The sequence below is a fragment of the Paracoccus sp. NSM genome (assembly GCF_052379855.1).
GTDB lineage: Bacteria > Pseudomonadota > Alphaproteobacteria > Rhodobacterales > Rhodobacteraceae > Paracoccus.
The window spans coordinates 48,369-73,014 of record NZ_JBQTCG010000002.1; the positions used below are offsets into that span (position 1 = coordinate 48,369).

Genomic DNA, 24,646 nt, shown 5'->3' on the forward strand with positions numbered 1-24,646 from the left:
CGGTCTTGCGCCGGGGCTTTTGCTTTCCCGCGCCGGGTGCTTATCTTGTGCCCGTCTTCACCACCGGAGTTGTCATGTTGCGTTTTCACTCGTCCGAGATCGGCGTCAGCCAGGGCATGGTCATGCTTGTCACAGATTACGACACAGGCGGCCCCCTCTGGACCGGCGAAGGAGAGCGCGTGACCCGACAGAGCGTCGTCTTTCCCGAACGCTTCCTGACCCCGCCCGCCGTGCAGGTCGCGCCCTCCATGTGGGACATCGACGGCAGCACCAACCAGCGCGGCGATCTGGGGGTCGAGAACGTGACCTCGGCCGGGTTCGACCTGGTGTTCAAGACATGGGGCGACAGCCGGGTGGCGCGGATGCGCGTCCAGTGGACGGCGATCGGCGCCTTGCCCGACGATCAGGACTTCCTGCTCTAGCCGCGTTCCAGATTGGCGCCGATCAGCCCCGCCACCTGCGCGGGGTGGGTCATGGGCGCCATATGCCCCGCGCCGGGGATCAGCGCGCGCCCCACATCGGGCAGCCGCGCGGCCAGCGCATCCGCGATGGCATGGATCACCGGGGGGCTGTCGCCGCCAGCCACGATCAGCACCGGCGCATCCAGCGATTCCAGCCCGCCCTCGCGCAGGATTCGGGCGCTGTCGCCGCGCAAGGCGGGGCCGGTCTCGGCCACCAGCCGGATCTGGCGCACCATCTGCGCACGGATCGGCGGGGGCAGGGCGTCCAGATCCTGCCCGTTCCAGACCGCCAGAAAGGCCGAGGCCGCCTCGGCGTCGCGCCCTGCTTCCAGAAGTTCGGCCAGACGCGCATCCAGCGCATCCTGTTCGGCCGAGGGCGCTGCGGCAAACAGGACCGGCTCGATCAGGGTCAGGGTCCGGATTGCCTCGGGTGCGGCGACCGCGATGCGCAGCGCCACGGTCGCGCCGAAACTGTGGCCAATCAAATCCAGGGGGCGCTCGATCATCGCGGCGGCCAGACGGGTGACCGCCGTGTGGTAGTCCGGCCCCTCCGGCCCCGGTTGCCACGGATCGCTGCGCCCGTGGCCCGGCATGTCGAAGGCGCGCAGATCGACCGCGCCCGCCAGCGCCGCCGCGACCGGCGCCCAGCCGCCCGCGCTGCCCATCATGCAATGCAGCGCCAATGCCGGGCGGTCGGGATCGCCCGGCCAATGGCGGATGTTCAGCCCGCTCATGCGTCCGCCAGATGCCGGTCCAGGAAATCCAGCCGGTCCTGACCCCAGAACCGCGCCCCGGTCTCGCGCACCACATAGAAGGGCGCGCCAAAGACCCCGGCCTCGACCGCCTGTTCCAGATTGCGGCCATAGGTCTCGGCGCCGACGAACAGGCCCTTGTCGGCCAGGGCAGGGTCGAAACCATGCGCGCCCAGAATGTCGCGGATGACGGCATCGTCGCTGATGTCGCGTTCCTCGGCCCAGACCGCGCGCAGAAAGCCTTGGACCAGCCCGCCCAGATCGCCGCCGCCCGCCTCTTGCGCGGCGATGATCGCATAGGACGAGGGCGCCATGTTCACCGGCCAGTGCGCGGGTTTCAGGTTCAGCGCCATGCCCAGATGATCGGCCCAACGCGGCAATTCCTGCGCGCGGTATTCCATGCGGCTGGGATGGCGGTTGGCGGGGCGCACGCCCCCCGTCCGGTCAAAGAGCTGCATCAGATCCAGCGGCTTGTAGGTGATCGTCGCGCCGTGCCGGGCCGCGATCTGTTCCAGCCTTTCGCCCGCCAGATAGCACCAGGGGCTGATCGTGCCGAGGTAATAGTCGATATGCGCCATGACCTGTCCTTATTTCCGGGTTTGCCCGCAGGCTATCGCGGTGCTAAGGCAGCCGCAATCTGACGCAACCGCCAAAGGCCGCCCTCCATGCCCGTCATGACCGAACCCAAGCTGATCTCAGGCAATGCCAACCGCCCGCTGGCGCATTCCATCGCCCGGCGCATGTCCATGCATCGCGGCATGAGCGTGAACCTGCTGGATGCGCGGGTCGAGCGGTTCAACGATGCCGAGATCTTCGTCGAGGTCTACGAGAATGTCCGCGGCGAGGACATGTACATCATCCAGCCGACCTCGAACCCGGCCAATGACAACCTGATGGAACTGCTGATCATGGTCGATGCGCTGAAACGGTCCTCGGCCGCGCGCATCACCGCCGTGATCCCCTATTTCGGCTATGCCCGCCAGGATCGCCGCGCCAAGGCCCGCACGCCGATCAGCGCCAAGCTGGTGGCGAACCTTCTGACCGAGGCCGGTGTGGACCGCGTCCTGACGCTGGACCTGCATGCCGCCCAGATCCAGGGTTTCTTCGACATTCCGGTGGACAACCTCTATGCCGCGCCGGTCTTTGCGCTGGATGTGCAGCATCACTTCAAGGGCCGGATGGGCGATCTGATGGTCGTCTCGCCCGATGTCGGCGGCGTGGCGCGCGCGCGCGAGCTTGCGACCCGGATCGGTGCGCCGCTGGCCATCGTGGACAAGCGCCGCGAGAAGGCGGGCGAAGTGGCCGAGATGACCGTGATCGGTGACGTATCGGGCAAGGCCTGCATCATCGTGGACGACATCTGCGACACGGCCGGCACGCTCTGCAAGGCGGCGCAGGTTCTGACCGACAATGGCGCGACCGAGGTCCATGCCTATATCACCCATGGCGTCCTGTCGGGTCCGGCGGTCGATCGCGTGACGAAATCGGTGATGAAGTCGCTGGTGATCACCGATTCGATCCAGCCGACCGAAGCGGTGAAGAACGCGCCCAATATCCGCATCGTGCCGACCGCGCCGATGTTCGCGCAGGCGGTCCTGAACATCTGGAACGGCACCTCGGTCAGCAGTCTGTTCGAGACGGACACCCTGCTGCCGATCTACGAGGGACTTTATTCGACCGCCTGATCCAGGCCGCGCCGTCGGATGCCTCCGGCGGGGATATTTGAGTGAAGAAGAAGAGAAAACCGGCGCGCCAGAGGGGCGGGCCGGTTTTTTCCTTTGATGTCATGCCTGTGTACGCACGGTGCACATCGGGTGCACGGTCGGTTACAGGGCCCGCCAGCCGATATCGCGGCGGCAGAAGCCCTGCGGCCAGTCGATCGCGTCGATCAGGGCATAGGCGCGCTGATGCGCCTCGGCCAGGGTCGCGCCGCGCCCGGTGCAGGCCAGAACGCGGCCCCCACTGGCGACGATCTGACCATCCCTGATCGCCGTTCCGGCATGGAACGTCATCTGAAAGCCGGTCTCGGGCAATGCGTTCAGCCCGTTGATCGCGCTGCCTTTTTCGTAGTCGCCCGGATAGCCCTCGGCGGCCATGACCACGGTCAGGGCGTGATCGTCGGCCCATGTGACGCAGGTCTCGGCCAGCCGCCCCTCGGCGCAGGCCAGGAGCAGGTCCAGCGCCTGGGCGCCAAGGCGCATCATCAGGACCTGGCATTCCGGGTCTCCGAAGCGGACATTGTATTCCACCAGCCGCGCGCGGCCCTGGTCGATCATCAGCCCGGCATAGAGAACCCCTTGGAAAGGCGTGCCTTTCGCGGCCATTGTCGCGATGGTCGGGCGCACGATCTGCGCCATGACCTGATCCTGGATCGCCTGCGTCAGCACTGGGGCCGGGCTGTAGGCGCCCATGCCGCCCGTGTTCGGCCCGGTGTCGCCATCGCCCACGCGCTTGTGGTCCTGCGCGGTGCCGATGGCCAGACAATCCGTCCCGTCCGAGAGGATGAAGAAGCTGGCCTCTTCGCCGGCCATGAACTCCTCGATCACGACCGAGGTGTCGCCGAACTCACCGTCGAAGATGGCGTCGATGGCGTCGTGGGCCTGTTCCACGGTTTCGGCCACGGTGACGCCCTTGCCGGCCGCCAGCCCATCGGCCTTGACCACGATGGGCGCGCCCTGCGTGGTGACGTAATCGCGCGCGGGGCCGGCCGCGTCGAACCGTGCCCAGGCCGCCGTGGGGGCCCCGCAGGCATCGCAGATTTCCTTGGTGAAGGCCTTCGATGCTTCCAGCTGCGCCGCCGCCTGGCTGGGGCCGAAGACCAGGAAACCCGCGTCGCGCAGCGCATCCGACACGCCCGCGGCCAGCGGCGCCTCGGGGCCGACCACCACGAAGTCGATGGCGTTCTCTTGGGCGAATTCAAGCACCTGCACGCGCGACAGGATATCCAGATCGGCGCATTCCGCGACGCCCGCAATGCCCGGATTGCCCGGCGCCACGATCAGCCGGTCGCATTTCGGGTTCTGCCGGATCGCCCAGGCCAGCGCATGTTCACGCCCGCCGCCGCCCAGGATCAGGATATTCATCTGCCGCCCTTTCGCTTGGTCCTGCGGCGTTCTAGTCTGCGTCGCGAAAGGGAACAAGCCACATGGACCTGCTAGAGGACGAGCCCGCGCCGGGCAGCAACGCGCATGAATTCACCGTCTCGGAACTGTCCGGCGCGGTGAAGCGCAGCATCGAGGATCAGTTCGGCCGCGTCCGCGTCAGGGCCGAGGTGGGGCGCGTTTCGCGGCCGTCGTCGGGGCATCTCTATTTCGACCTCAAGGATGACCGCGCCGTGCTGGCCGCCGTCACTTGGAAGGGCCAGGCCGCCCGCCTGATCCAGCGCCCCGAAGAGGGGATGGAGGTCATCGCCTCCGGCCGCCTGACCACTTTTCCGGGCCAGTCGAAATACCAGATGATCGTGGACCAGATCGAACCTGCGGGCGCGGGGGCGCTGATGGCGATGCTGGAACGGCGCCGCAAGGCGCTGGCCGCCGAGGGTCTGTTCGACGAAGCCCGCAAGCGGCCGCTGCCCTTCCTGCCGCGCGTGATCGCGGTCGTCACCTCGCCATCGGGGGCGGTGATCCGCGACATCCTGCACCGCCTGCGCGACCGTTTCCCCAGCCGCGTCCTGATCTGGCCCGTGGCCGTTCAGGGCGAGGGCTGCGCGCCGCAGGTCGCCGCCGCGATCAGGGGCCTGAACGCGCTGACACCGGGTGGGGCCATCCCGCGGCCCGACCTGATCATCGTGGCGCGCGGAGGGGGCAGCCTCGAGGATCTTTGGGGCTTCAACGAGGAAATCGTCGTCCGCGCCGCGGCCGACAGCGCGATCCCGCTGATCTCGGCCGTGGGGCACGAAACCGACACGACGCTGATCGACTTCGCCTCCGACCGGCGCGCGCCCACGCCGACGGCAGCGGCTGAGATGGCCGTTCCCGTCCGCGCCGATCTGGCCGCGCGGCTGGCCGAGACCGGCGCCCGGATGCTGCGCGCCAATGCCCAAGGGATCCAGCGCCCCCGCCAGCGCCTGCGCGATCTGGCCCGCGCGATGGGTCGCCCCGCCGCCCTGACTGAGGGGCCGCGCCAGCGCCTTGATCTGCAAGGCGCAAGGCTCGAACCGGCGCTGCGGCTCTGGCTGCAATCGCGCCGAAACCGGCTCGCGCTACGGCCGATGCCTTCCGCGACGCTTCGCCAGTTCACGCAAGCCAAGCGCCACGGGCTGGATCGCATCGCGGCGCGGCTGGATCAGGCGCGGCTCAGGCGGCTGGAACGCCCGCGCGACCGCCTGACCCAGCTTCAGGAACGGCTCGACGCCTCGCTGCGGCGCGTCACGGCCACCACACGCCGCGCCATCACGCAGCAGGATGCCCGTCTGACAGACCTTTCCCATCGCCTCGACGCCGCGCTCAAACGGGGCCAGCGCCAGCGCCATGACGCGCTGATCCGGCTCGACCGTATCCGCCAGACGCTCGGCTACAAGGAAACGCTCAAGCGCGGCTTTGCCGTCGTCCACGGTCCGGACGGGCTGATCACCAGCGCCGCCGCCGCCGCCCGCGCGCCGCAATTCCAGATCGAATTCGCCGATGCCCGGATCGAGGCACGCCCGGCCGCCGACAAGCCCCGACGCCGCACCCCCCCGCCCGAGCAGAAAACCCTGCTCTGATTTGCCTTGGTCCAAATATCCCACGGGGGTCCGGGGGCGTGAAGCCCCCGGTCCTCACGGCGCAGCGCTCAGGCCTCTTTCGGGCGCATGACCAGCCAGATCAGCGCGCCACCGGCCAATACCAGAAACGGCAGCATCGCCAGGTTCACCGCGTTCCAGCCCGCCTGAACCGAGCCGCCCGCACAGTTCATCAGCCCGCCGGACGACAGAGAGGCCAGAAACACCCCCCCAAAGACGAAGAAATCGTTCATCCCCTGAACCCGTCCCCGTTCCTCGGGCGCGTGGGCGCGGGTCAGCATGGCGGTCGCGCCGATATAACCGAAGTTCCAGCCGATCCCCAGCAGCATAAGCGCCAGGAAGAACTGCCCCAGCTCGACCCCCGACAGGGCCACCCCTCCCGCCAGGGCGAGGATCACCAGCCCCGCGCCGACGATCCGCTCGGCGCCGAAGCGGGCGATCAGGTGGCCTGTCACGAAGCTCGGCGCGAACATGGCCAGCACATGCGCGCTGACGATATTGGCCGCGTCTGACGGCGCGAAGCCGCAGCCCACCACCGCCAGCGGCGTCGAGGTCATCACCAGGTTCATCAGCGCATAGGACACCATCCCGCAGATCATCGCGACGGCGATGGCGGGGCGCTTCACGATCTCGAACATGGGGCGTGGTGCGGCGGCATCGGCCGCAGGTGCCGGGGGTTTCGGGATGTCGAGAAATGCGAACAGGAAGGGACCGACCAGGTTCAGCCCGATCACCGCCATATAGGTCGCAAGGAACGGCACCGCCGTCAGCCCATCGGTCCCGCGCACGATGGCCGGGCCGATGATCGCCGCGGCCAGCCCTCCCGCCATGACCCAAGAAATCGCGCGGGGGGCGTAATCCTCGGGCGCGGTGTCGGTCGCGGCGAAGCGATAGAACCCCTGCGAGGACATGTAGACCCCCGTCAGTACCGACCCGGCCAGGAACAGCCAGAACGACCCGACCCAAAGCCCCGCCGCCGAGACCGCCGCCCCGATCCCGCCCGCCGTCACCGCCAGCAGGAACCCCGCCTGCCGCCCGCGCGCCTGCATCAGCCGCGACAGAGGCCGCGCCGTCAGCGTCGAGCCCAGAATGATCATCGACAGGGGCAGCGTCGCAAGGCACGGGTTGGGCGCAAGGATCGACCCCGCCAGCCCGCCCACGATGAACATGATCGGCATCTGTGCGCCCAGGATGGCCTGCGCCATCACCAGGATGATCATGTTGCGCCTTGCGCGCCCCAGATCGAGGGCCGGACCTTCCGCCATGATCCTAACCGCGCAGGCCGCTTGCGGCGCGGGCGCGATCCTCGATCGCCTGCCAGTTTCCGGCCGCCATGTCTGCATCCGTGACGATCCAGCTGCCGCCCACGCAGACCACATTGGGCAGCGACAGGTAGTCCCGCGCATTGGCGACCGAGACGCCGCCCGTCGGGCAGAAGCTGATCCGGGGCAGGGGGCCTGCCAGCGATTTCAGGGCGGGCGCGCCGCCCACGGCCTCGGCCGGGAAGAATTTCAGCATGTCATAGCCCGCATCGGCGGCGCGCATTACCTCGGACGCGGTCACCGCGCCGGGCAGCAGCGGCAGGCCGATATCCTCGCAGGCGGCGATCAGGCGGTCGGTCAGACCGGGCGAGACGGCAAAGGTCGCCCCCGCATCGCGCGCGCGTTTCGCGTCGTCCGGCGTCAGCACGGTGCCCGCGCCGACATGGCCCCCCGCCACCTGCGACATGGCGCGGATCGCGTCCAGCGCGGCCTCGGACCGCAGCGTCACCTCCAGCACGGGCAGCCCGCCCGCGACCAGCGCGCGCGCCAGATCGGCACCATGGGCCGCGTCCTTGATGACGATGACCGGAATGACCGGCGCCAGCTGGCACAGGGCTTTCGTGGCTTGGGACTGGGCTTGGGGGGTCATGGCGCACCTTCGGGCAGGATCATTTGCGCAGACCTCACCCCAAAGCCCGGGCCGATGCAAGGGAAAGCCCGCCGCTTTCCGCGCATCCGTTACCGCTATCGGCAGGGGTGCCACAGCGATTCCCCCTTGCGTTGGCGGGTGCCAAGGGCTAAGGCGCGCAGACTTCACAGGCAGGGGCGGGCCCTGTGCGGGAGACATCCGCACAAAGGTCCACCGGTTGGGGCGATCGCCCTGAAACCCCCTGCCAAGGCGCAAACCGGAAAGGAACACGACATGGCGCTTCCCGAATTCACTCTGCGTCAGCTCTTGGAAGCTGGCGTTCACTACGGCCACCAGACGCAGCGCTGGAACCCCCGCATGGGCGAGTTCATCTATGGCGACCGCAACGGCATCCACATCCTGGACCTGACCCAGACCGTGCCGATGCTGGACCAGGCCCTGACCGTGATCCGCGACACCGTCGCCAAGGGTGGCCGCGTGCTGTTCGTCGGCACCAAGCGCCAGGCCCAGAAGGCCATCGCCGAAGCCGCTGAGAAATCCGCGCAGTTCTACATGAACCATCGCTGGCTTGGCGGCACGCTGACCAACTGGAAGACCGTCAGCCAGTCGATCAACCGCCTGAAAGCCATCGACGAGACCATGGCCAGCGGCGCCGAGGGCCTGACCAAGAAAGAGCGTCTGCAGCTCGAGCGTGAGCAGGCCAAGCTGCAAGCCTCGCTTGGCGGCATCCGCGACATGGGTGGCCTGCCCGACCTGCTGTTCGTCATCGACGTGAACAAGGAAGACCTGGCCATCCTGGAAGCCAAAAAACTGGGCATCCCGGTCGTCGCAGTGGTCGATACCAACTGCTCGCCCGATGGCGTGGACTACATCATTCCGGGCAATGACGACGCCGCCCGCGCCATCGCGCTCTATTGCGATCTGGCCAGCCGCGCCGCGCTGGACGGCATGTCGGCGCAGATGGGCGCCGCCGGTGTCGATCTGGGCTCGCTGGCCGAGGCCCCCGAAGAGCTGCTGGACGAGGCTGCTGCCCCGGAAGCCGCCGCCGAGGCCTGATCCTGCCCCGGATCGAAGTTTTCACGGAATTGTCGTCAGGCGGGGATAAGCCCCGCCTGACGCGTTGACATCAGAGGAGACGGATATGGCAATCACCGCAGCGATGGTGAAGGAACTGCGCGAGACCACCGGCGCAGGCATGATGGACGCCAAGAAGGCCCTGACCGAAACCAATGGCGACATGGAAGCGGCCGTCGATTGGCTGCGCACCAAGGGTCTGGCCAAGGCCGCCAAGAAATCGGGCCGCGTGGCCGCCGAGGGTCTGGTGGCCGTCGCCGTCAAGGCCGGCAAGGGCGTCGCGGTCGAGGTGAACTCGGAAACCGATTTCGTCGGCAAGAACGAAGAATTCCAGAACATGGTCCGCAAGATCGCGCAAGCCGCGCTGAACGTGGACGATGTCGAGGCGCTGAAGAACGAGCAGATCGACGGCAAGGCGGTTTCGGAAATCCTGACCGACGCCATCGCCAAGATCGGCGAGAACATGTCGCTGCGCCGCATGGTCGTCGTGACTGCGCCGACCGTCGTGCATTATGTCCACAACGCCGCCGCTGACGGCATGGGCAAGATCGGCGTGCTGGTCGGCCTGGAGGGCGGCAACGAGGAAATCGGCCGCCAGATCGCGATGCACGTCGCCGCGACCTCGCCCGCCTCGCTGGACGAGGGCGACCTGGACCCCGCGCTGATCGAGCGCGAAAAGCAGGTCCTGACCGAGCAAGCGCGTGAATCGGGCAAGCCCGAGGCCGTGATCGAGAAGATGATCGAAGGCCGGATGAAGAAGTTCTTCGAAGAGGTCACGCTGACCGGCCAGAAATTCGTCATCAATCCCGACCTGACCGTGGCCGAAGCCGCGAAAGAGGCGGGCGCGACCATCAAGGGCTTTGCCCGCGTGGCCGTCGGCGAAGGCATCGAGAAGAAGGAAGAGGATTTCGCCGCCGAGGTCGCCAAGACCCTCGCCGGCGCCTGATCCTCGGGTCCTGACGCTACCGAATGCCGGTCCGAAAGGGCCGGCATTCTGCGTTTCAGCGCCGCGTGCAAAAAAAAAGAAAGCCCCGCAAGATGTTGCGGGGCTTTGCTCATGTCGGGTCGAGGGGATCAGCGGCGCGCGGCGAACCGGCGGACGCCTTCGATCAGCATCAGCGCGACGACCAGCTTGACCAGATCGCCCAGGATGAAGGGCGTGAAGCCTGCGGCCAGCACGCGCTCGGACGGGACGAAGTTCGACAGCCACAGCAGGCCCGGAACGTAGATCGCGGCCAGACCGGCCAGCATCGCCAGACCACGGCCAAGCGTCGCGCGGCCCTGCGCCAGATGACCCGTCACCAGCATCGCGGCGGCCATGCCCGCCAGGAAGCCCGCCGTCGGACCGGCCAGATAGGCCGCACCGGCGCCCGCACCGGCAAAGACCGGCAGCCCGGCCAGACCGGCGGCCAGATAGCTGCCCATCGCAGCCAGACCCAGGCGCGGCCCCAGCACCACGGCCAGCGCCATCACGGCCATCGTCTGCAGCGTCATCGGCACGGGCCAGAACGGCACCTGCACCTTGGCGCTGAGCGCAATCAGGGCGGCGGCGCCCAGGGTGAGGCCGATCTTGCCCATCAGGCTGGTCGGGGCGAGGCGGGATTGTGCAAGCAGCATGGCATTCCTTTCCGTGCTAAAGGCGATTCGCGCCGCCCCGAGGGGGTGCGCTTCTGGCGGGCACTTTGTCCGATAGCAGGGCATCCGCGCAACCCCTCTGGCGCGCGGGCGGCCTGTCTGACCGCAGCAGGCGGGCCGCCTCGTGGCGCGCAAACGCGGCATGTGGTCGCAGCCTCTTTGCGCGCCGCCGCGCGGTCTGCGCGGGCATACTTCTTTATAGGGGGGTGCACCCGTTTGGCAGGGCCGGTTCCGAACGCGTCGGATTTCGATCTCAGGTCATCCGATTTCGCTGCTGAACACCTGTTTTCCCGAGAGAAAGGGTGATATTCACCGCCGCCAAATGCATGCCGCGACGGGGGTTCGAGACATGGCTGACGATTATCCAAAGGTCAACCGGGTGATGGGGGGGGCCTCGGGCTGGTTCTCGATCGCACTGCCTGCGGTGCTGTTCCTGTATTTCCTGGGCCTTGCGCCCCAGATCGCCCAGGCGCCCCAGGTGCGCGGAATCGAATGGGTGCCCTCGCTCGGGATCGGGCTTTCGGTGCTGCTGGACGGGCTGAGCCTGACCTTTGCGCTGCTGATCACCGGCATCGGCACGGCGGTCACGCTGTATTCGGCGCGTTATCTGGGTCAGCACCCCGATTACCCGCGCTTCGTCGCCTATCTGATGCTGTTCATGGTCGGCATGCTGGGCCTTGTGCTGGCGGGCAACCTGATCTCGCTCTTCGTGTTCTGGGAGGTGACGACCATCGCCTCGTACCTGCTGATCGGCTTCAACGCCGACAGCGCCAAATCGCGCCGCTCGGCGCTGCAGGCGCTTCTGGTGACGGGGACGGGCGGTCTGATCCTGCTGGCGGGGATGATCGTCCTTGGCACGGTCGCGGGCAGCTTCGAGCTGGTCGATATCCTCAGCCAGGGCGAGATACTGCGCGAACATCCCTGGTATCTGGCGATCCTGCTGCTGTTCCTGGCGGGCGCCTTCACCAAGTCGGCGCAGGTGCCGTTCCATTTCTGGCTTCCGAACGCGATGGCCGCGCCGACCCCCGTTTCGGCCTATCTGCACAGCGCGACCATGGTGAAGGGGGGCGTCTATCTGCTGGCGCGGATGAATCCCGGCCTTGGCGGCACCGACGCCTGGTTCTGGATCCTGACGCTGTTCGGCGGCGTGACCGCGGTCTTCGCCTCGGTCATGGCGCTGCGCCAGACCGACATCAAGCAGGTGCTGGCCTATACGACGCTGATGGCGCTTGGCACGCTGACCATGTTCATCGGCGCGGGCACGCATTACGCGATCATGGCGGCGATGCTGTTCCTGGTGGTGCATTCGCTCTACAAGGCCGCGCTGTTCCTGATGATCGGCATTGTCGACCACGCCACCGGCACGCGCGAGACGGGCGTTCTGGGCGGTCTGGCCAAGGCCATGCCCCTGACCGGTCTGGCGGCGGCGCTGGCCGCGGTCAGCATGGCGGGCATCCCGCCGATGGTCGGCTTCATCGGCAAGGAATTCATGTACAAGGCCGGGCTTGGCCTTGGCGGCTTCGGCGCGATCTGGGTCACGGTGATGATCTTCGCGGCCTCGGTGATGATGTTCGTCGTGGCCGGGATCGTCGCATGGAAGCCCTTCCGTGGGGAATTGCGCGAGACGCCGCATGCCGCGCATGAGGGGCCCTGGCCGATGCTGGCCGGGCCGCTGGTTCTGGGCGCGCTGTCGCTGATCTTCGGCCTGTTCCCGGGCGTTCTGGCGCATTATTTCGTCGGCCCCGCGACCCACGCGGTTTCTGGCGAGGTGCGCGAGGTGCATCTGTATCTCTGGGGCGGGATCAACATGGCGCTGATCCTGTCGCTGCTGACCTTCCTTGTCGGCTGGCTGATGTATCGCCGTCACGAGGCGATCCGCGACCGTCTGGTCCGCATCGAACAGGGCAGCCGCGTCAATTTCGACGCAGGCTGGGACCGGGTGCTGGACGGGCTGAAGGCGCTGGCCGCATGGCAGACGCGTCTGATTCAGACTGGCAATCTTCAGACCTACATGGCCGTGATCTTTGCCAGCTTCACCATCCTCGTCGGCGCGACCTTCCTGCTGCGCGGCGGGATGGGCAGCGGCATCAACTACGAGGCCGATGGCGTCCATCCGATCCAGTGGACGGTGCTGGCGCTGATCGCGATGGGCGCGATCCTTGCGACGATCACCTCCAGCCGGATGACCGCGGTTGCGGCGCTTGGCGTCGTGGGCATCGGCGTGGCGCTGATCTTCATCATGTTCAGCGCGCCCGACGTGGCCATCACCCAGCTTCTGGTCGAGGTTCTGGTCGTCGTGCTGGTCGCACTGATCATGCTGCGGCTGCCGCATCTTCCTGCGCGGTCGGCCTCGGGGTTCCGGGCGGGTCATGCGGCGATCGCGGCGGCCTTCGGCATCCTCAGCACGCTGGTGATGATCGCGGTCCTGCAGACGCCCTTTGACCGCCGCCTGACCGATTTCTTCGAGATCGCGTCTTGGCCCGAGGCGCATGGCCGCAACATCGTGAACGTCATCCTGGTCGATTTCCGCGCCACCGACACGTTCGGCGAGATCGTCGTGGTCGTCATCGCGGCGGTGGGCGCCTATGCGCTGCTGCGCGGGGCACCGGGCGCCAAGCCGACGCCCGAGGATGAGGAACCCGTGCAGGTCGCTGCCGCCGACAAGGGAGAGAAAGTCTGATGCAATCCCTGATCCTGACCACCGCGACCCGGCTTCTGGTCGCCCTGCTGCTGGTGTTTTCGATCTATGCGCTGCTTCGCGGGCACAACCTGCCCGGCGGCGGCTTCATCGGCGGGCTGATCGGGGCCACCGGCTTCATCCTCTATGTCATAGCGACCTCGGTCTCGGATGCGCGCAGCGCGCTGCGGGTCGATCCGGCCAACATCGCCATGCTGGGCGTCGGCATCGCCGCCCTGTCGGGCATCATGGGCGCCTTTGCAGGAGAGCCTTTCCTGACCGGCCAATGGCTGTTCCTCTTCGCTGCCGAGGGCGAAAAGGGCCTGCCGCTGTCCTCGGTGCTGGTCTTTGATGTCGGGGTCTATCTGGCCGTGTTCGGCGGCATCCTGACGCTGGTCTTTGCCATGGAAGAGGAGATCTGAGGGTGGAATTGCTGCTTGCCCTGACCATCGGCGTGCTGATGGCCTCGTCCGTCTATCTGATGCTGGACCGCAACGTGATCCGGTTCCTGTTCGGGCTGATCCTGCTGTCGAACGCCGCGAACCTGGTGATCTTTCTGTCGGGTCGCTTGACCGCGGGCGCGCCGCCGCTGATCGACGAAGGCGCCTATGCGCCGACGGGCGTGGTCGCCAACGCGCTGCCGCAGGCGCTGGTCCTGACGGCCATCGTGATCGGCTTCGGCCTTCTGGCCTTCACGCTGGCGCTGGTCTACCGGACCTATCGCAGCCTCGGCACCGTCAACAGCGACGAGATGCGCGTGGCCGAGCCCATCGTCGCCCCCAAGACCGCGCCGCACCCTGCGCCGGCTGCCGCGCCGGGCACCCCGCCCGCCAGCGATCCGACGCTGGACAAGACCGACGCCACCACGACCCCCACGGGCGGGGAGGCCCGCGCATGAGCTGGATTCTCGTCAACCCGATCCTGATCCCGCTGGTCACGGCGGTTCTGGCCTATCTGTTCCGCACCAGCCCCGCCGGGCGCTGGATTTCCGTCGCGGGCACGGTGGCGCTGCTGTTCGCCAGCCTCATCATGATGGGCGAGGTGCTGGAACACGGCGTCATCGCCGGGCAGATGTCGAACTGGCAGGCGCCCTTCGGCATCACGCTGGTCGCCGATTACCTGGGCGGCGTCATGGTGGTGATCACCGCGATCACGGCGATGGCCACGGTCATCTACACCCTGGCCGAAATCCCCGAGCGGTTGGAGCGTCTGGGCTTTCACGCCCTGCTTCAGGTGCTGGTCGCGGCGGTCTGCGGCGCCTTCCTGACGGGCGACCTGTTCAACCTCTATGTCTGGTTCGAGGTCATGCTGATCTCCAGCTTCGGCCTGCTGGTGCTGGGCGGCAGCAAGGAACAGCTGGATGGCGGCATCAAGTATGTGACGCTGAACCTCGTCTCGACGATCATGTTCCTGTCGGGGATCGGCCTGCTTTACGGCATCACCGGCACGCTGAACATGGCCGACCTGCACCTGGCCGTGCGCGAGGTCGAGAATACCGGCCTGCTGACCACGATCGCCGTGATGTTCATGGTGGCCTTCGGGGTCAAGGCGGCGCTGTTCCCGCTGTTCTTCTGGCTGCCGGCCTCGTATCACACGCCGCCGGTCGCGGTCTCGGCGATCTTCGCGGGCCTGCTGACCAAGGTGGGCGTCTATGCGCTGATCCGCAGCTTTACGCTGATCTTCGATCAGGACGTGGCCTTCACCCATACGATCCTGCTGTGGCTGGCCGTGGCGACGATGGTGACGGGCGTTCTGGGCGCGGCCGCGATGAACGATTTCCGTCGCATCCTGTCGTTCCACATCATCAGCCAGATCGGCTATATGGTGCTGGGGCTTGCGCTATTCACGCCACTTGGCCTTGTCGGGGCGGTCTTCTACCTGGTTCACCACATCATCGTGAAGGCCAACCTGTTCTTTGTCGCCGGTGTCGCCAAGCGGATCGGAGGCAGCACGGACCTGTCGCGTCTGGGCGGGCTTTACGCGCATGCGCCGCTGCTGGCGTTCCTGTTCCTGATCCCGGCCTTCTCGCTTGCGGGCTTCCCGCCACTGTCGGGCTTCTGGGCGAAATACGTCGTCGTCAAGGCGGCGCTGGATCTGGAGATGTGGTTCGTGGCCGGTGTCTCGCTGGCGGTGGGTCTGCTGACGATCTACTCGATGACCAAGATCTGGGGCGCGGCCTTCTGGCCCAGTCACCCCGACGGGATCAAGCCGCGCCTGGGCGATCTGCCCGCGGGCGAACGGGTGGCCCTGATGGCGCCGATCGTGGGGCTGGCGGTGCTGACCTGCATCATCGGCCTCTTCCCCGAGCCCTTCGTGCAATTCGCAGAGACCTCGGCCGAGCAACTGCTTGACCCGACCGCCTACGTCACGACCGTTCTGGGGGTGCAGCCATGAACCTGTTTGCCACGAACCTGCTTCTGGCCTTTGCCTGGGTCGCGCTGATGGGCGATCTGTCGATGGTGGGCCTGATCACGGGCTTCCTGATCGGTCTGGCCGCGATGTGGCTGGTCCGGCCGCTTTTCCCGGAAACGGGCAGCTATTTCCTGCGGCTCTATTATTGGGCGCGGCTGATCGTGATGTTCGTCTATGAACTGGTGGTCAGCTCTTTCGCGGTGGTCGCGGATGTGATCACGCCGGGCCAGCGTTCCAAGCCCGCGCTGATCGCGGTGCCCTTGAACGTGACGACCGACCTGCAGATCACGCTGCTGGCGAACTTCATCTCGTTGACGCCGGGCACGCTGACGCTGGATGTCTCGGACGACCGCAAGACGCTGTATATCCACGCGATGTTCGGCGATGACGCTGACGGGATCCGGGCGCAGATCCGCGACCGGTTCGAGGTCTGGGTGCGCGAGGCGACGGAGTAAGGCCATGACACTTCTGGATTATGCAGTTCTTCTGGGCTTCGCGCTGGTCATTCTGGGCGTCGCGCTGGCCTCGATCCGGCTGATCAAGGGGCCGACGCTGGCCGACCGGATCGTCGCGCTGGACATGATGACCGTGCAGCTTGTGGCCTTTGCGGGGCTCTCGGCGCTGCAATCGCGCAACGCGGCCTTTCTGGATGTCGCCGTGGTGCTGGCGCTGGTGGGCTTTCTGGCGACCGTCTGCCTGGCGCGCTATCTGGAACGGCGCAACGCCATCAATCGCGAGGAGCAGGAATGATGATCGACCTTCTTGTGGCCCTTCTGGTCGTGGGCGGCGGCTTCTTCTGCTTTGCAGCCGGTCTTGGGGTGTTGCGGCTTCCCGATCTGCTGGTGCGGATGCATGCCTCGACCAAGGCCGGCACGCTTGGCTCGGGCCTGATCCTGACTGCCGTTGCGCTGGCCTTTTCCGAGGGCACCGTGACCGCGCGGGCGGTGGCGGCCATCGTGTTCCTGCTGCTGACCGCGCCGGTCGCGGCGCATCTGATCGGGCGCGCGGCCTTCCGCACGGGCGTTCCGATGGACGAAAAGACCCGTTGCGAACCCGGCGTGGCCGAGGCGCTGCATCACCGCCAGCCCGAACAATCGCCGCGCTGAGGCGACACATCGTCATGGACAGGGGCCGCCCTCACGCGGCCCTTTTCAATTTCTCGTCAACGGCGTAGAAAACGCGGATGGGCGGACGAACCGCCACACGCGAAAGAGCCGAATGAGCCAGGACATCACCACGATCACCCGCACGGAAGAGCTTGCTCTGTTCTGCGAGGCCGCCAAATCCGCCCCTTACGTCACCGTCGATACTGAGTTCCTGCGCGAGCGGACCTATTGGTCGAAGCTGTGCCTGATCCAGCTTGCGCTGCCGCCCTCGGGCCAGCCGGGCGCGGGGCAGGCGGTGCTGGTCGATCCCATGGCCGAGGGCCTGTCGCTGGAACCGCTCTACGACCTGTTCCGGCACAAGGACACGGTCAAGGTCTTTCACGCCGCGCGTCAGGATCTGGAAATCTTCCACCACGATGCGGGCATCTTCCCCGAACCGCTGTTCGACACGCAGGTCGCGGCGATGGTCTGCGGCTTTGGCGAACAGGTCGGCTACGAAACGCTGGTCCGCAAGATTGCGCGCGCCAATCTGGACAAGTCCTCGCGCTTCACCGACTGGTCGCGCAGGCCGCTGTCGGACGCGCAGGCCGCCTATGCGCTGGCCGATGTGACGCATCTGCGCCAGATCTACGAATTCCTGTCGGCGGAACTGGTCAAGACCGGCCGCGAAAGCTGGCTTGCCGAGGAACTGGCCGTGCTGACCGATCCCGAGACCTACATCACCCGCCCCGAAGAGGCCTGGATGAAGGTCCGCACCCGCACGAATTCGCCGCGTTTCCTTGCGATCCTGCGCGAGCTTGCGCGTTTCCGCGAGGCCTATGCGCAGGAACGCGACATCCCCCGCTCGCGCGTCTACAAGGATGACGCGATGATCGAGCTGGCCTCGACCAAGCCCCTGACCGAGGCCGATCTGGGCCGCTCGCGCCTGCTTCTGCGCGAGGCGCGCAAGGGCGAGATCGCCAATGGCATCCTGGCTGCCATCAAGGCCGGGACCGAGACGCGCGACCTGCCGCAGCCAAAATCCGAGGAACCGGGAAAGCCCGGCAATGCGGCCCTGTCGGACCTGCTGCGCGTGCTGCTGAAGGCCAAGGCCGATGCGGCGGGGGTCGCGCCCAAGCTGATCGCCTCGGCCTCGGATCTGGACGCCATCGCCACCGGCGAACGCGACCTGCCCGCGCTTCAGGGCTGGCGGGCCGAGGTCTTCGGCCGCGACGCCTTGCGGCTTGCGGCGGGCGAGATCGCGCTGTCCGCGCAGGGTGGCGCCGTCAAGGTCGTTCCGGCCCGGTGATCCGATGAGCGAAAGGCTGCGTCTGACCCGTCCCTGGCCCGAAGACGCAGCCCGCATCACCGCGGCGATGGCCGACTGGAACACCGCGCGCTGGCTGACCACCGTTCCCTGGCCCTATCGCGAAGCCGATGCGCGCGATTTTATCGCGCGTGCGGCGCTGGATGAACATGCCGTCCGGCAGGACGACGCGCTTGTCGGCATGGTCCGGGCGGGCAGCAGCTTCGGCCTATGGATCGCGCCTGAATGTCAGGGCCGGGGCCTTGGCCGCCGCGCGGGCATTCTGGCGCTGTCGCGGTTCTTTCTGGATGGCGGGCCCGAGATCGGCGCGCATGTGCTGGAGGGCAACACACGATCGGCCCGCCTGCTGGACTGGCTGGGCTTCGAGCCAGTCAGCCGGACCCGGCTTTACGCTACGCCGCTGCGTCAGAAGGTGCCGGCGACCGCGCTGCGCCTGACCCGCGCCCGGTTCGAGGCGCTGCATCCCTTTGTGCTGCACACCCCGCGCCTGCGGATCGGGCCGATTGCGCGCGATGATCTGCCCGACCTGCACCGCATCGCCACCCGCCCGGAAGTGGCGCGGATGATGCTGCGCTTCCGGTCCGACATGGCCTTGGCCGAGCTGGCGCAGCTTGTCGACGAATCGGCGCTCTGGCCGCCCTTGCGGCTGGCGGTGCGGCACGAGGGGCGGCTGATCGGCGCGATCGGGCTGACCGACGGTCGCCCGCCGCGGCTGCATTACTTCCTCGACCCCGACATGGCGGGGCAGGGACTGGGCCAAGAGATGGTCGCCGCCGTCTTCGACGAGATCGTCGCCCGGTTCGGCCTGCCCGAGGTTCTGGCCGACGTGTTTCTGGACAACCAGCCCTCGCGCCGCATCCTCAAGAACCTTGGCTTTCGCCGGATCGAGGATGTGGAACTCAAGGCCGAGGGGCGCGACGCGCCCGCCGATGCCGCGCTTTACCGCTGGCGGCCGGGGCTGCTGGTCTAGGCGTCAGGGCCGTTCGGGCGACTTCGTCCCCTGAACGACGTGAAAGCGCGCGCGCCGTTCCTCGGGGGTGATCGTGCTGTCCTCGGGGCCGAAGCCCCGGCCTGACAGACGGGGCTGGCGTGGCTCGGTCCGGGGGCGGAAGCCGTCGCCCATCTCGGCAAAGCCCGAGACCGAGGGCGAGGGGGCCAGCGTCACCCCCCCCTCGATCACCGGCATCACATGATCCGAGACCAGATCGAAGCGGCGCGGCGCCACGCCCGTCTCGCCCTCCGAGACCAGGCATCCAAGCGTGCGCGTCACATCCCCCAGATCGGACCGCAGCGGCATCAGCAGCATCTGCCCGGTCAGCGCGGGGCGCGCATAGCCCGCCGGGGATGCTAGCCGCAATTCCGCGATCTGCGGGGCCTTGAACACGCTTTCCAGCACATCCGACAGCCTGCCCCGCGACGAGGGGTTCAGAAAGGCGCAGATCGGCATGCCGCGCACCTCCATCCCCATCAGGTCGATCAGGTGCCGCCCCGCCAGCCTGATCCGGGCAGCACCGGGGGCGATTCGTTCCAGGATGAAGGCATTGTCGATGGCGCGCGAAAAGCCGCGCGGGTCCACATCGGACCGCGCCGGCACCGCCCGCCCCCCGCGCAAGAGGTTCCAGTAGCGGCGCATCTCGCGCAGCGCGGCGTCGCCCTGGGCCACGCCGTGATCGCCCAACCGGATCACGGCGGGCGGGCCGTCCTTTGCGGGCCCGTCTGGACCTGTCTCATGGTCGCTCATGGTGCGCCTCGTTACATAAGGAACAGGCAGGCAACCTTCTGCGCCTGAAATCACCCCTGCAGAATAGCCAGAGCGGCCCGCCATGCCGAGTCCTTCGTTACCGAATGGTTAAGCCACCCGCGCGGCTTTCGTGAAAGGCTTGACCCGCTGGCCGGGCCGTTGCATCCCCCGAGGCATCCGCCAGCCCAAAGGAAGCCTGATGATGACGCGCACCGGTTTGATGGTCATTCTGTCCTCGCCTTCGGGGGCGGGGAAATCGACTTTGGCGCGGCGGCTGATGGAATGGGATGACAGCCTGCGGTTCTCGGTCTCGGCCACGACTCGCCCGCCCCGGCCGGGCGAGGTGGACGGCGTCCATTACCACTTCACCGACGCTGACACCTTCCGCCGCATGGTCTCCGAGGGGCAGATGCTGGAACATGCCGAGGTGTTCGGCAATTTCTACGGCAGCCCGCGCGGCCCCGTCGAGCGCGCGATGGCCGAGGGGCGCGATACCCTGTTCGACGTGGATTGGCAGGGCGGCCAGCAGATCCGCGCCTCGGCGCTTGGGCGTCATGTGGTGTCGATCTTCGTGCTGCCCCCCTCGCTGCCCGAGCTGGAACGCCGCCTGCGCACGCGCGGGCAGGACAGCGATGAGGTCATCGCGGGCCGGATGCTGAAAAGCCGGGCCGAGATCAGCCATTGGGCGGAATACGACTACGTTCTGGTGAATGACGATCTGAACGACACCGAAGCAAGGCTGCGCGCCATCCTGACCGCCGAGCGCCTGCGCCGCGACCGTCAGGCGGGTCTGGGCGGCTTCGTGCAGGCGCTGATGACCGAGGGGACCGAGGCGTGATCTGGGCGCTGGACGGGCTGGCCCCGCAGATCGCGCCCGATGCCTGGATCGCGCCCGACGCGCAGGTGATGGGTCACGTCGTGCTGGAGGCGGCCAGCTCGGTCTGGTTCGGCGCGGTCCTGCGCGGCGACGCCGAAGAGATCCGCGTGGGGCAGGGCAGCAACGTGCAGGACCTCTGCTGCCTGCATACCGATCCCGGCTTTCCGCTGGTGATCGGTGCGGATTGCACCATCGGCCATCGCGCGATCCTGCATGGCTGCCGGATCGGCGACGGCGTTCTGGTGGGCATGGGCGCGACGATCCTGAACGGCGCCCAGATCGGCGAGGGCGCGCTGATCGGCGCGGGTGCGCTGATCCCCGAGGGGCGGCAGGTGCCGCCCGGCTCGCTGGTCATGGGGGCCCCGGGCAAGGTGGCGCGGATGCTGGATGCCGACGCGCAGGCCGGTCTGCGCGCCGCGGCCGGGCGCTACCGCGCGAATGCCGCGCGGTTCCGGGCGGGACTGCGCCCCGTGGGACCGGGCGATGTCGTCTGAGCTGCGGCGCCGCGCCCAGAGCCTGCTGGACGGGGTGCCGGTGCCGATGCTGGCGGTGGACGCGCAGGCGCGCACCATCGCCGCCAATGGGCCTGCGCAGCTTCTACTGGGCGATGATCTGCTGGACCGTCCCTTCGTAACGGTCCTGCGTCATCCCGGCGTCGTGCAGGCGGTGGACTGGGTCCTCGACCCCGACCGCCACCCCACACCCGAGACGCCCGAGGGCCTGACCGCCGCGCCCGGCTGCGCGGTGCTGCGGGCGCCTCTTGGCGCGGACGGGCGCACGATCATGGCCGAGATCACCGTGGCGCCCTTGTCGCTGCTGATCGGGCGGGGGGCGAGCATCGCGATCCTCGACCGCTCGGTCGCGGACGAGGCCGAGCAGCTGCGCCGCGATTTCGTCGCCAATGTCAGCCACGAGCTGAAGACCCCCCTGACCGCGATGCTGGGCTTCATCGAGACCCTGCGCGGCCCGGCGCGCGATGATGCCCGTGCCCGCGACCGCTTTCTGGACATCATGGAACGCGAGGCGGGTCGGATGAACCGGCTGATCAGCGATCTTCTGTCGCTGAGCCGCGTCCAGGCCGAGGAACGGCGCCGTCCCGCGCAGATGCTGGATCTGGCCGGGCTGCTGAGGTCGGTCCTGGCGACGATGGAGCCGCGCGCCGCAGCCGCCGGGGTGGTCCTGCGGACCGAGGGGCTGGACCGGCCGGTCATGCTGCCGGGGGACGCCGATCAGCTGACGCAGGTTTTCCAGAACCTGATCGAGAACGGGTTGAAATATGGTGGCTCAGGCGGTCTTCTGGAGGTCGTTCTGCGCCGCATCCCGCACGAGCCGCAATTGCGCGGGCCGGGCTGGTCGGTCGAAATCGCCGATCGCGGCGAGGGCATCGACGAGATCCACCTGCCGCGCCTGACGGAACGGTTCTACCGGGTAGACACGCATCGGTCGCGCGAACAGGGCGGCACGGGGCTGGGCCTTGCCATCGTCAAGCACATCATCAGCCGCCATCGCGGCCGCCTGCGGATCGAGAGCCAGCGCGGCAAGGGCAGCCGCTTTTCCGTGGTGCTGCCCGAGGATCTTCGCCGGGGCTGACGGCGCGGCGTCCGGGCCGGGCAGGGGGGCGCTCGCGCCCCCCGTCGCGTGCCGCAACTCCCCCCTGAGGATATTTGGCCAAGGCAAAGGGCGGGCCGGGTCTCGCACTTTGGCGGGGCATTGCCTATAAGCGTGGCGGGTCCAGAAGAGGGGATAGGACATGGCGCAGGTTTCAGGGGTCGATCCGGCCAAGCTGGTGGCGGCGCGGGCCGCTGTGGCGCTGGTGCAGGACGGGATGCGGCTGGGGCTCGGGACGGGCTCGACCGCCAGCGTGATGGTGCGCGAACTGGCGGCGCGGGTCGAGGCCGAGGGTTTGCGGCTGCGCTGCGCTGCGACCTCGAAGGCGACGGCCGATCTGGCCGAGAGCCTGGGCCTGCGGATCGAGGCGCTTGACGCGATCGGTTGGCTGGACCTGACCATCGACGGCGCCGATGAGGTGGACGGCCAGCTGCATCTGATCAAGGGCGGCGGGGCGGCCCATCTGCGCGAGAAGATCGTGGCGGCGGCCAGCGACCGCATGGTCGTGATCGCCGATCCCGGCAAGGTGGTCGAGACGCTTGGCGCCTTTCCCCTGCCGGTCGAGGTTCTGGAATTCGGCTTCGAGACCACGCGAAAGCTGATCCGGCGGGCGCTGGATGGCCTTGATCTGGGTGGGCGTGACGTGATGCAGCGCCTGCGCGGCAGCGAGCCGGTGGTGACGGATGAGGGGAACCTGATCCTGGACCTGCATCTGGGCGAGATCCCCGATCCGGTCGCGTTGGCGCGCGCGCTTTCGGCCATTCCGGGCGTGGTCGAGCATGGGCTGTTTCTTGGCATGTGCGATCTGGCGATCATCGGGCGGCCCGATGGCGGCGTGACCGAATTGGCGCGCGCGGCCGATATCGATGCCGACATGCTGGCGGCAGAGGGGGACCGGGATGGCGTTTGACTATGATCTCTTTGTGATCGGCGGCGGTTCGGGCGGGGTCCGGGCGGCGCGGATCGCCGCATCCGAGCACGGCGCCCGCGTCGGTCTGGCCGAGGAAAGCCGTCTGGGCGGCACCTGCGTCATCCGCGGCTGCGTGCCCAAGAAGCTGATGATCTTTGCCTCGCAGGCCCGGCTGATGGCCGATGAGATGCGCGGCTATGGCTGGGAGGGCGCCGAGGCGGGCGTCTTTGACTGGTCGGTCTTTCGCGCCAAGCTGGATGCGGAATTGTCGCGGCTGGAGATGGTCTACCGCGCCGGGTTGACCCGCGCCGGTGTCGAGGTTCACGATCAGCGCGCCGTCATCGCGGATCATCATACGGTCGAACTGGCCGACGGCACGCGCAAGACCGCGCGCCATATCCTGATCGCGGCGGGCGGTCGGCCCAGCAAGATCGGTGTTTCGGGCGAGGAATTGGCGCTGGTCTCGGACGATCTGTTCGTGATGGATGCGCTGCCGCGTCGGGCTCTGCTTGTCGGCGGGGGCTTCATCGCCTGCGAATTCGCCACGATCCTCGCGGGTCTGGGTGTCGAGACGGTGCAGGTTTATCGTGGCGATGCCGTTCTGCGCGGCTTTGACCGCGAGGCGCGCGATCTGGCCACGCTGCAACTGGGCCAGATCGGCGTCGATCTGCGGCTGGGCGCGACGCCCACGAAGCTGGAGCGTGACGGTGACGGCGTGCGTGTCAGTTTCGACGACGGCGCGGACGAGCGTTTCGATGCGGTCTTCTTCGCGACCGGCCGGGCGCCCTATACCGGCGGACTGGGTCTTGAGAACACCGAGGTCCGGCTGAAGCCCAACGGCGCGATCGAGGTCGATAAATGGTCGCAGACCTCGGTCCCTTCGATCTTTGCGGTGGGCGACGTGACCGACCGGGTGAACCTGACGCCGGTGGCGATCCGCGAAGGGCACGCCTTTGCCGACACGGTCTTTGGCGCCCGGCCGCGCAAGGTCGATCATTCGCTGGTCGCAAGCGCGGTCTATCTGCGTCCCCACGAGGTCGCCAGCGTCGGCATGACCGAGGAGGAAGCGCGCGCAAGGGGGCCGGTCGACGTCTATGCGACCCAGTTCCGACCGATGCGTTCTGCCTTTGCCGGCAGCGATGCCAAGGTGATGATGAAGCTGCTGGTCGATCCCGAGACGGATCGCGTGCTGGGCTGCCACATCTTCGGCCCCGAGGCGGGCGAGTTGATCCAGCTTGCCGCCATTCCGATCGGCATGGGCGCGACCAAGGCGCAGTTCGACGCGACCATCGCCGTGCATCCGACGGCCGCCGAGGAACTGGTGACGATGCGCGCCCCGGCAAGGCGCCATGCAGGGCTTTCGGGCTGACGTTCGCGTGTGCGCGGCCCTCTGCCGCATCGGCAGGGGGCGTTCACGGGGGTGCGAGGCTTGACATTCCGGCCCTGTTCCCCAGTT

At 67.7% G+C, this 24,646-nt stretch carries 26 protein-coding genes; 19 read left to right on the top strand and 7 right to left on the bottom strand.

Annotation, left to right across the window (positions count from 1 at the left end; translation table 11 throughout):
- Positions 1–74 precede the first annotated feature (74 nt).
- On the top strand, positions 75–422 hold the full coding sequence (locus tag ACTZWU_RS03320; RefSeq protein ID WP_444735939.1) for an H-type lectin domain-containing protein: 348 nt from the start codon (positions 75–77) through the stop codon (positions 420–422).
- Here ACTZWU_RS03320 and ACTZWU_RS03325 read toward each other — a convergent pair.
- Positions 419–1,195, bottom strand: a complete 777-nt coding sequence (locus ACTZWU_RS03325) for an alpha/beta fold hydrolase (RefSeq protein WP_444735940.1) — start codon at positions 1,193–1,195, stop codon at positions 419–421. The two genes, ACTZWU_RS03320 and ACTZWU_RS03325, sit on opposite strands and share 4 nt — an antisense overlap.
- Positions 1,192–1,791 carry a 2-hydroxychromene-2-carboxylate isomerase gene (locus ACTZWU_RS03330; protein WP_444735941.1) on the bottom strand — a complete coding sequence of 200 codons (600 nt, stop codon included), beginning with the start codon at positions 1,789–1,791 and terminating at the stop codon, positions 1,192–1,194. The genes ACTZWU_RS03325 and ACTZWU_RS03330 overlap by 4 nt, the downstream gene beginning before the upstream one ends.
- Positions 1,792–1,878: 87 nt before the next feature.
- Between ACTZWU_RS03330 and ACTZWU_RS03335 the strand changes: the two genes are divergently transcribed.
- Positions 1,879–2,898 carry a ribose-phosphate pyrophosphokinase gene (locus ACTZWU_RS03335; protein WP_444735942.1) on the top strand — a complete coding sequence of 340 codons (1,020 nt, stop codon included), beginning with the start codon at positions 1,879–1,881 and terminating at the stop codon, positions 2,896–2,898.
- A gap of 141 nt (positions 2,899–3,039) precedes the next feature.
- Here the strand turns inward: ACTZWU_RS03335 and purD are convergent, their stop codons facing one another.
- Positions 3,040–4,296, bottom strand: coding sequence for a phosphoribosylamine--glycine ligase (gene purD, locus ACTZWU_RS03340; protein WP_444735943.1), 1,257 nt, complete (start codon positions 4,294–4,296; stop codon positions 3,040–3,042).
- 62 nt (positions 4,297–4,358) lie between these two features.
- Between purD and xseA the strand changes: the two genes are divergently transcribed.
- The gene (xseA, locus tag ACTZWU_RS03345; protein WP_444735944.1) at positions 4,359–5,915 is read left to right on the top strand and encodes an exodeoxyribonuclease VII large subunit; all 1,557 of its coding nucleotides are present in this window, start codon (positions 4,359–4,361) and stop codon (positions 5,913–5,915) included.
- Positions 5,916–5,983: 68 nt separating this feature from the next.
- Here xseA and ACTZWU_RS03350 read toward each other — a convergent pair whose 3' ends face one another.
- Entirely contained in the window at positions 5,984–7,153 is a 1,170-nt protein-coding gene (locus ACTZWU_RS03350) for an MFS transporter (RefSeq protein ID WP_444735945.1), read from the bottom strand.
- Between the two features lie 49 nt (positions 7,154–7,202).
- Positions 7,203–7,844, bottom strand: a complete 642-nt coding sequence (eda, locus tag ACTZWU_RS03355; RefSeq protein WP_444735946.1) for a bifunctional 4-hydroxy-2-oxoglutarate aldolase/2-dehydro-3-deoxy-phosphogluconate aldolase — start codon at positions 7,842–7,844, stop codon at positions 7,203–7,205.
- Between the two features lie 273 nt (positions 7,845–8,117).
- Between eda and rpsB the strand changes: the two genes are divergently transcribed.
- Complete coding sequence (rpsB, locus tag ACTZWU_RS03360; protein WP_444735947.1) at positions 8,118–8,900, top strand: 30S ribosomal protein S2; 783 nt, start codon at positions 8,118–8,120, stop codon at positions 8,898–8,900.
- A gap of 85 nt (positions 8,901–8,985) precedes the next feature.
- Positions 8,986–9,864, top strand: a complete 879-nt coding sequence (tsf, locus tag ACTZWU_RS03365; protein ID WP_444735948.1) for a translation elongation factor Ts — start codon at positions 8,986–8,988, stop codon at positions 9,862–9,864.
- A 128-nt stretch (positions 9,865–9,992) separates the two neighbouring features.
- On the opposite strand, the gene ACTZWU_RS03370 is transcribed toward tsf, so the two are convergent.
- On the bottom strand, positions 9,993–10,535 hold the full coding sequence (locus ACTZWU_RS03370; protein WP_444735949.1) for a biotin transporter BioY: 543 nt from the start codon (positions 10,533–10,535) through the stop codon (positions 9,993–9,995).
- Between the two features lie 367 nt (positions 10,536–10,902).
- Between ACTZWU_RS03370 and ACTZWU_RS03375 the strand changes: the two genes are divergently transcribed.
- The 9 genes from ACTZWU_RS03375 (at position 10,903) to ACTZWU_RS03415 (ending at position 19,024) form a co-directional block, all read left to right on the top strand.
- Positions 10,903–13,233 carry a putative monovalent cation/H+ antiporter subunit A gene (locus ACTZWU_RS03375; protein ID WP_444735950.1) on the top strand — a complete coding sequence of 777 codons (2,331 nt, stop codon included), beginning with the start codon at positions 10,903–10,905 and terminating at the stop codon, positions 13,231–13,233.
- Positions 13,233–13,652 carry a Na+/H+ antiporter subunit B gene (locus tag ACTZWU_RS03380; protein ID WP_444735951.1) on the top strand — a complete coding sequence of 140 codons (420 nt, stop codon included), beginning with the start codon at positions 13,233–13,235 and terminating at the stop codon, positions 13,650–13,652. The genes ACTZWU_RS03375 and ACTZWU_RS03380 overlap by 1 nt, the downstream gene beginning before the upstream one ends.
- Before the next feature lie 2 nt (positions 13,653–13,654).
- Entirely contained in the window at positions 13,655–14,128 is a 474-nt protein-coding gene (locus ACTZWU_RS03385) for a Na+/H+ antiporter subunit C (protein ID WP_444735952.1), read from the top strand.
- Positions 14,125–15,624, top strand: coding sequence for a Na+/H+ antiporter subunit D (locus ACTZWU_RS03390; RefSeq protein ID WP_444735953.1), 1,500 nt, complete (start codon positions 14,125–14,127; stop codon positions 15,622–15,624). The genes ACTZWU_RS03385 and ACTZWU_RS03390 overlap by 4 nt, the downstream gene beginning before the upstream one ends.
- Positions 15,621–16,097 carry a Na+/H+ antiporter subunit E gene (locus ACTZWU_RS03395; RefSeq protein ID WP_444735954.1) on the top strand — a complete coding sequence of 159 codons (477 nt, stop codon included), beginning with the start codon at positions 15,621–15,623 and terminating at the stop codon, positions 16,095–16,097. The genes ACTZWU_RS03390 and ACTZWU_RS03395 overlap by 4 nt, the downstream gene beginning before the upstream one ends.
- 4 nt (positions 16,098–16,101) lie before the next feature.
- Complete coding sequence (locus ACTZWU_RS03400; RefSeq protein WP_444735955.1) at positions 16,102–16,392, top strand: monovalent cation/H+ antiporter complex subunit F; 291 nt, start codon at positions 16,102–16,104, stop codon at positions 16,390–16,392.
- Positions 16,392–16,748: a monovalent cation/H(+) antiporter subunit G gene (gene mnhG / locus ACTZWU_RS03405; RefSeq protein WP_444735956.1), complete on the top strand. Its 357-nt coding sequence runs from the start codon at positions 16,392–16,394 to the stop codon at positions 16,746–16,748. Before ACTZWU_RS03400 ends, mnhG begins: the two co-directional genes overlap by 1 nt.
- Before the next feature lie 124 nt (positions 16,749–16,872).
- The gene (gene rnd, locus ACTZWU_RS03410; RefSeq protein WP_444736414.1) at positions 16,873–18,036 is read left to right on the top strand and encodes a ribonuclease D; all 1,164 of its coding nucleotides are present in this window, start codon (positions 16,873–16,875) and stop codon (positions 18,034–18,036) included.
- A 4-nt stretch (positions 18,037–18,040) separates the two neighbouring features.
- Positions 18,041–19,024: a GNAT family N-acetyltransferase gene (locus ACTZWU_RS03415; protein WP_444735957.1), complete on the top strand. Its 984-nt coding sequence runs from the start codon at positions 18,041–18,043 to the stop codon at positions 19,022–19,024.
- A gap of 3 nt (positions 19,025–19,027) precedes the next feature.
- On the opposite strand, the gene ACTZWU_RS03420 is transcribed toward ACTZWU_RS03415, so the two are convergent.
- The gene (locus tag ACTZWU_RS03420) at positions 19,028–19,795 is read right to left on the bottom strand and encodes a PAS domain-containing protein (RefSeq protein ID WP_444735958.1); all 768 of its coding nucleotides are present in this window, start codon (positions 19,793–19,795) and stop codon (positions 19,028–19,030) included.
- Positions 19,796–19,997: 202 nt separating this feature from the next.
- Here ACTZWU_RS03420 and gmk point away from each other — a divergent pair, with 202 nt between their 5' ends.
- The 5 genes from gmk to gorA all read left to right on the top strand — a co-directional run bounded on the left by gmk (position 19,998) and on the right by gorA (position 24,559).
- Entirely contained in the window at positions 19,998–20,633 is a 636-nt protein-coding gene (gene gmk, locus ACTZWU_RS03425; RefSeq protein ID WP_444736415.1) for a guanylate kinase, read from the top strand.
- Positions 20,630–21,166: a gamma carbonic anhydrase family protein gene (locus ACTZWU_RS03430; RefSeq protein ID WP_444735959.1), complete on the top strand. Its 537-nt coding sequence runs from the start codon at positions 20,630–20,632 to the stop codon at positions 21,164–21,166. Before gmk ends, ACTZWU_RS03430 begins: the two co-directional genes overlap by 4 nt.
- Positions 21,156–22,262, top strand: a complete 1,107-nt coding sequence (locus ACTZWU_RS03435; RefSeq protein ID WP_444735960.1) for a sensor histidine kinase — start codon at positions 21,156–21,158, stop codon at positions 22,260–22,262. The genes ACTZWU_RS03430 and ACTZWU_RS03435 overlap by 11 nt, the downstream gene beginning before the upstream one ends.
- A 160-nt stretch (positions 22,263–22,422) precedes the next feature.
- Positions 22,423–23,190 (top strand): ribose-5-phosphate isomerase RpiA, encoded by a 768-nt coding sequence (gene rpiA / locus ACTZWU_RS03440; RefSeq protein ID WP_444735961.1) that lies wholly within the window; start codon positions 22,423–22,425, stop codon positions 23,188–23,190.
- Complete coding sequence (gene gorA, locus ACTZWU_RS03445) at positions 23,180–24,559, top strand: glutathione-disulfide reductase (RefSeq protein ID WP_444735962.1); 1,380 nt, start codon at positions 23,180–23,182, stop codon at positions 24,557–24,559. The genes rpiA and gorA overlap by 11 nt, the downstream gene beginning before the upstream one ends.
- The last annotated feature ends 87 nt before the right edge of the window (positions 24,560–24,646 follow it).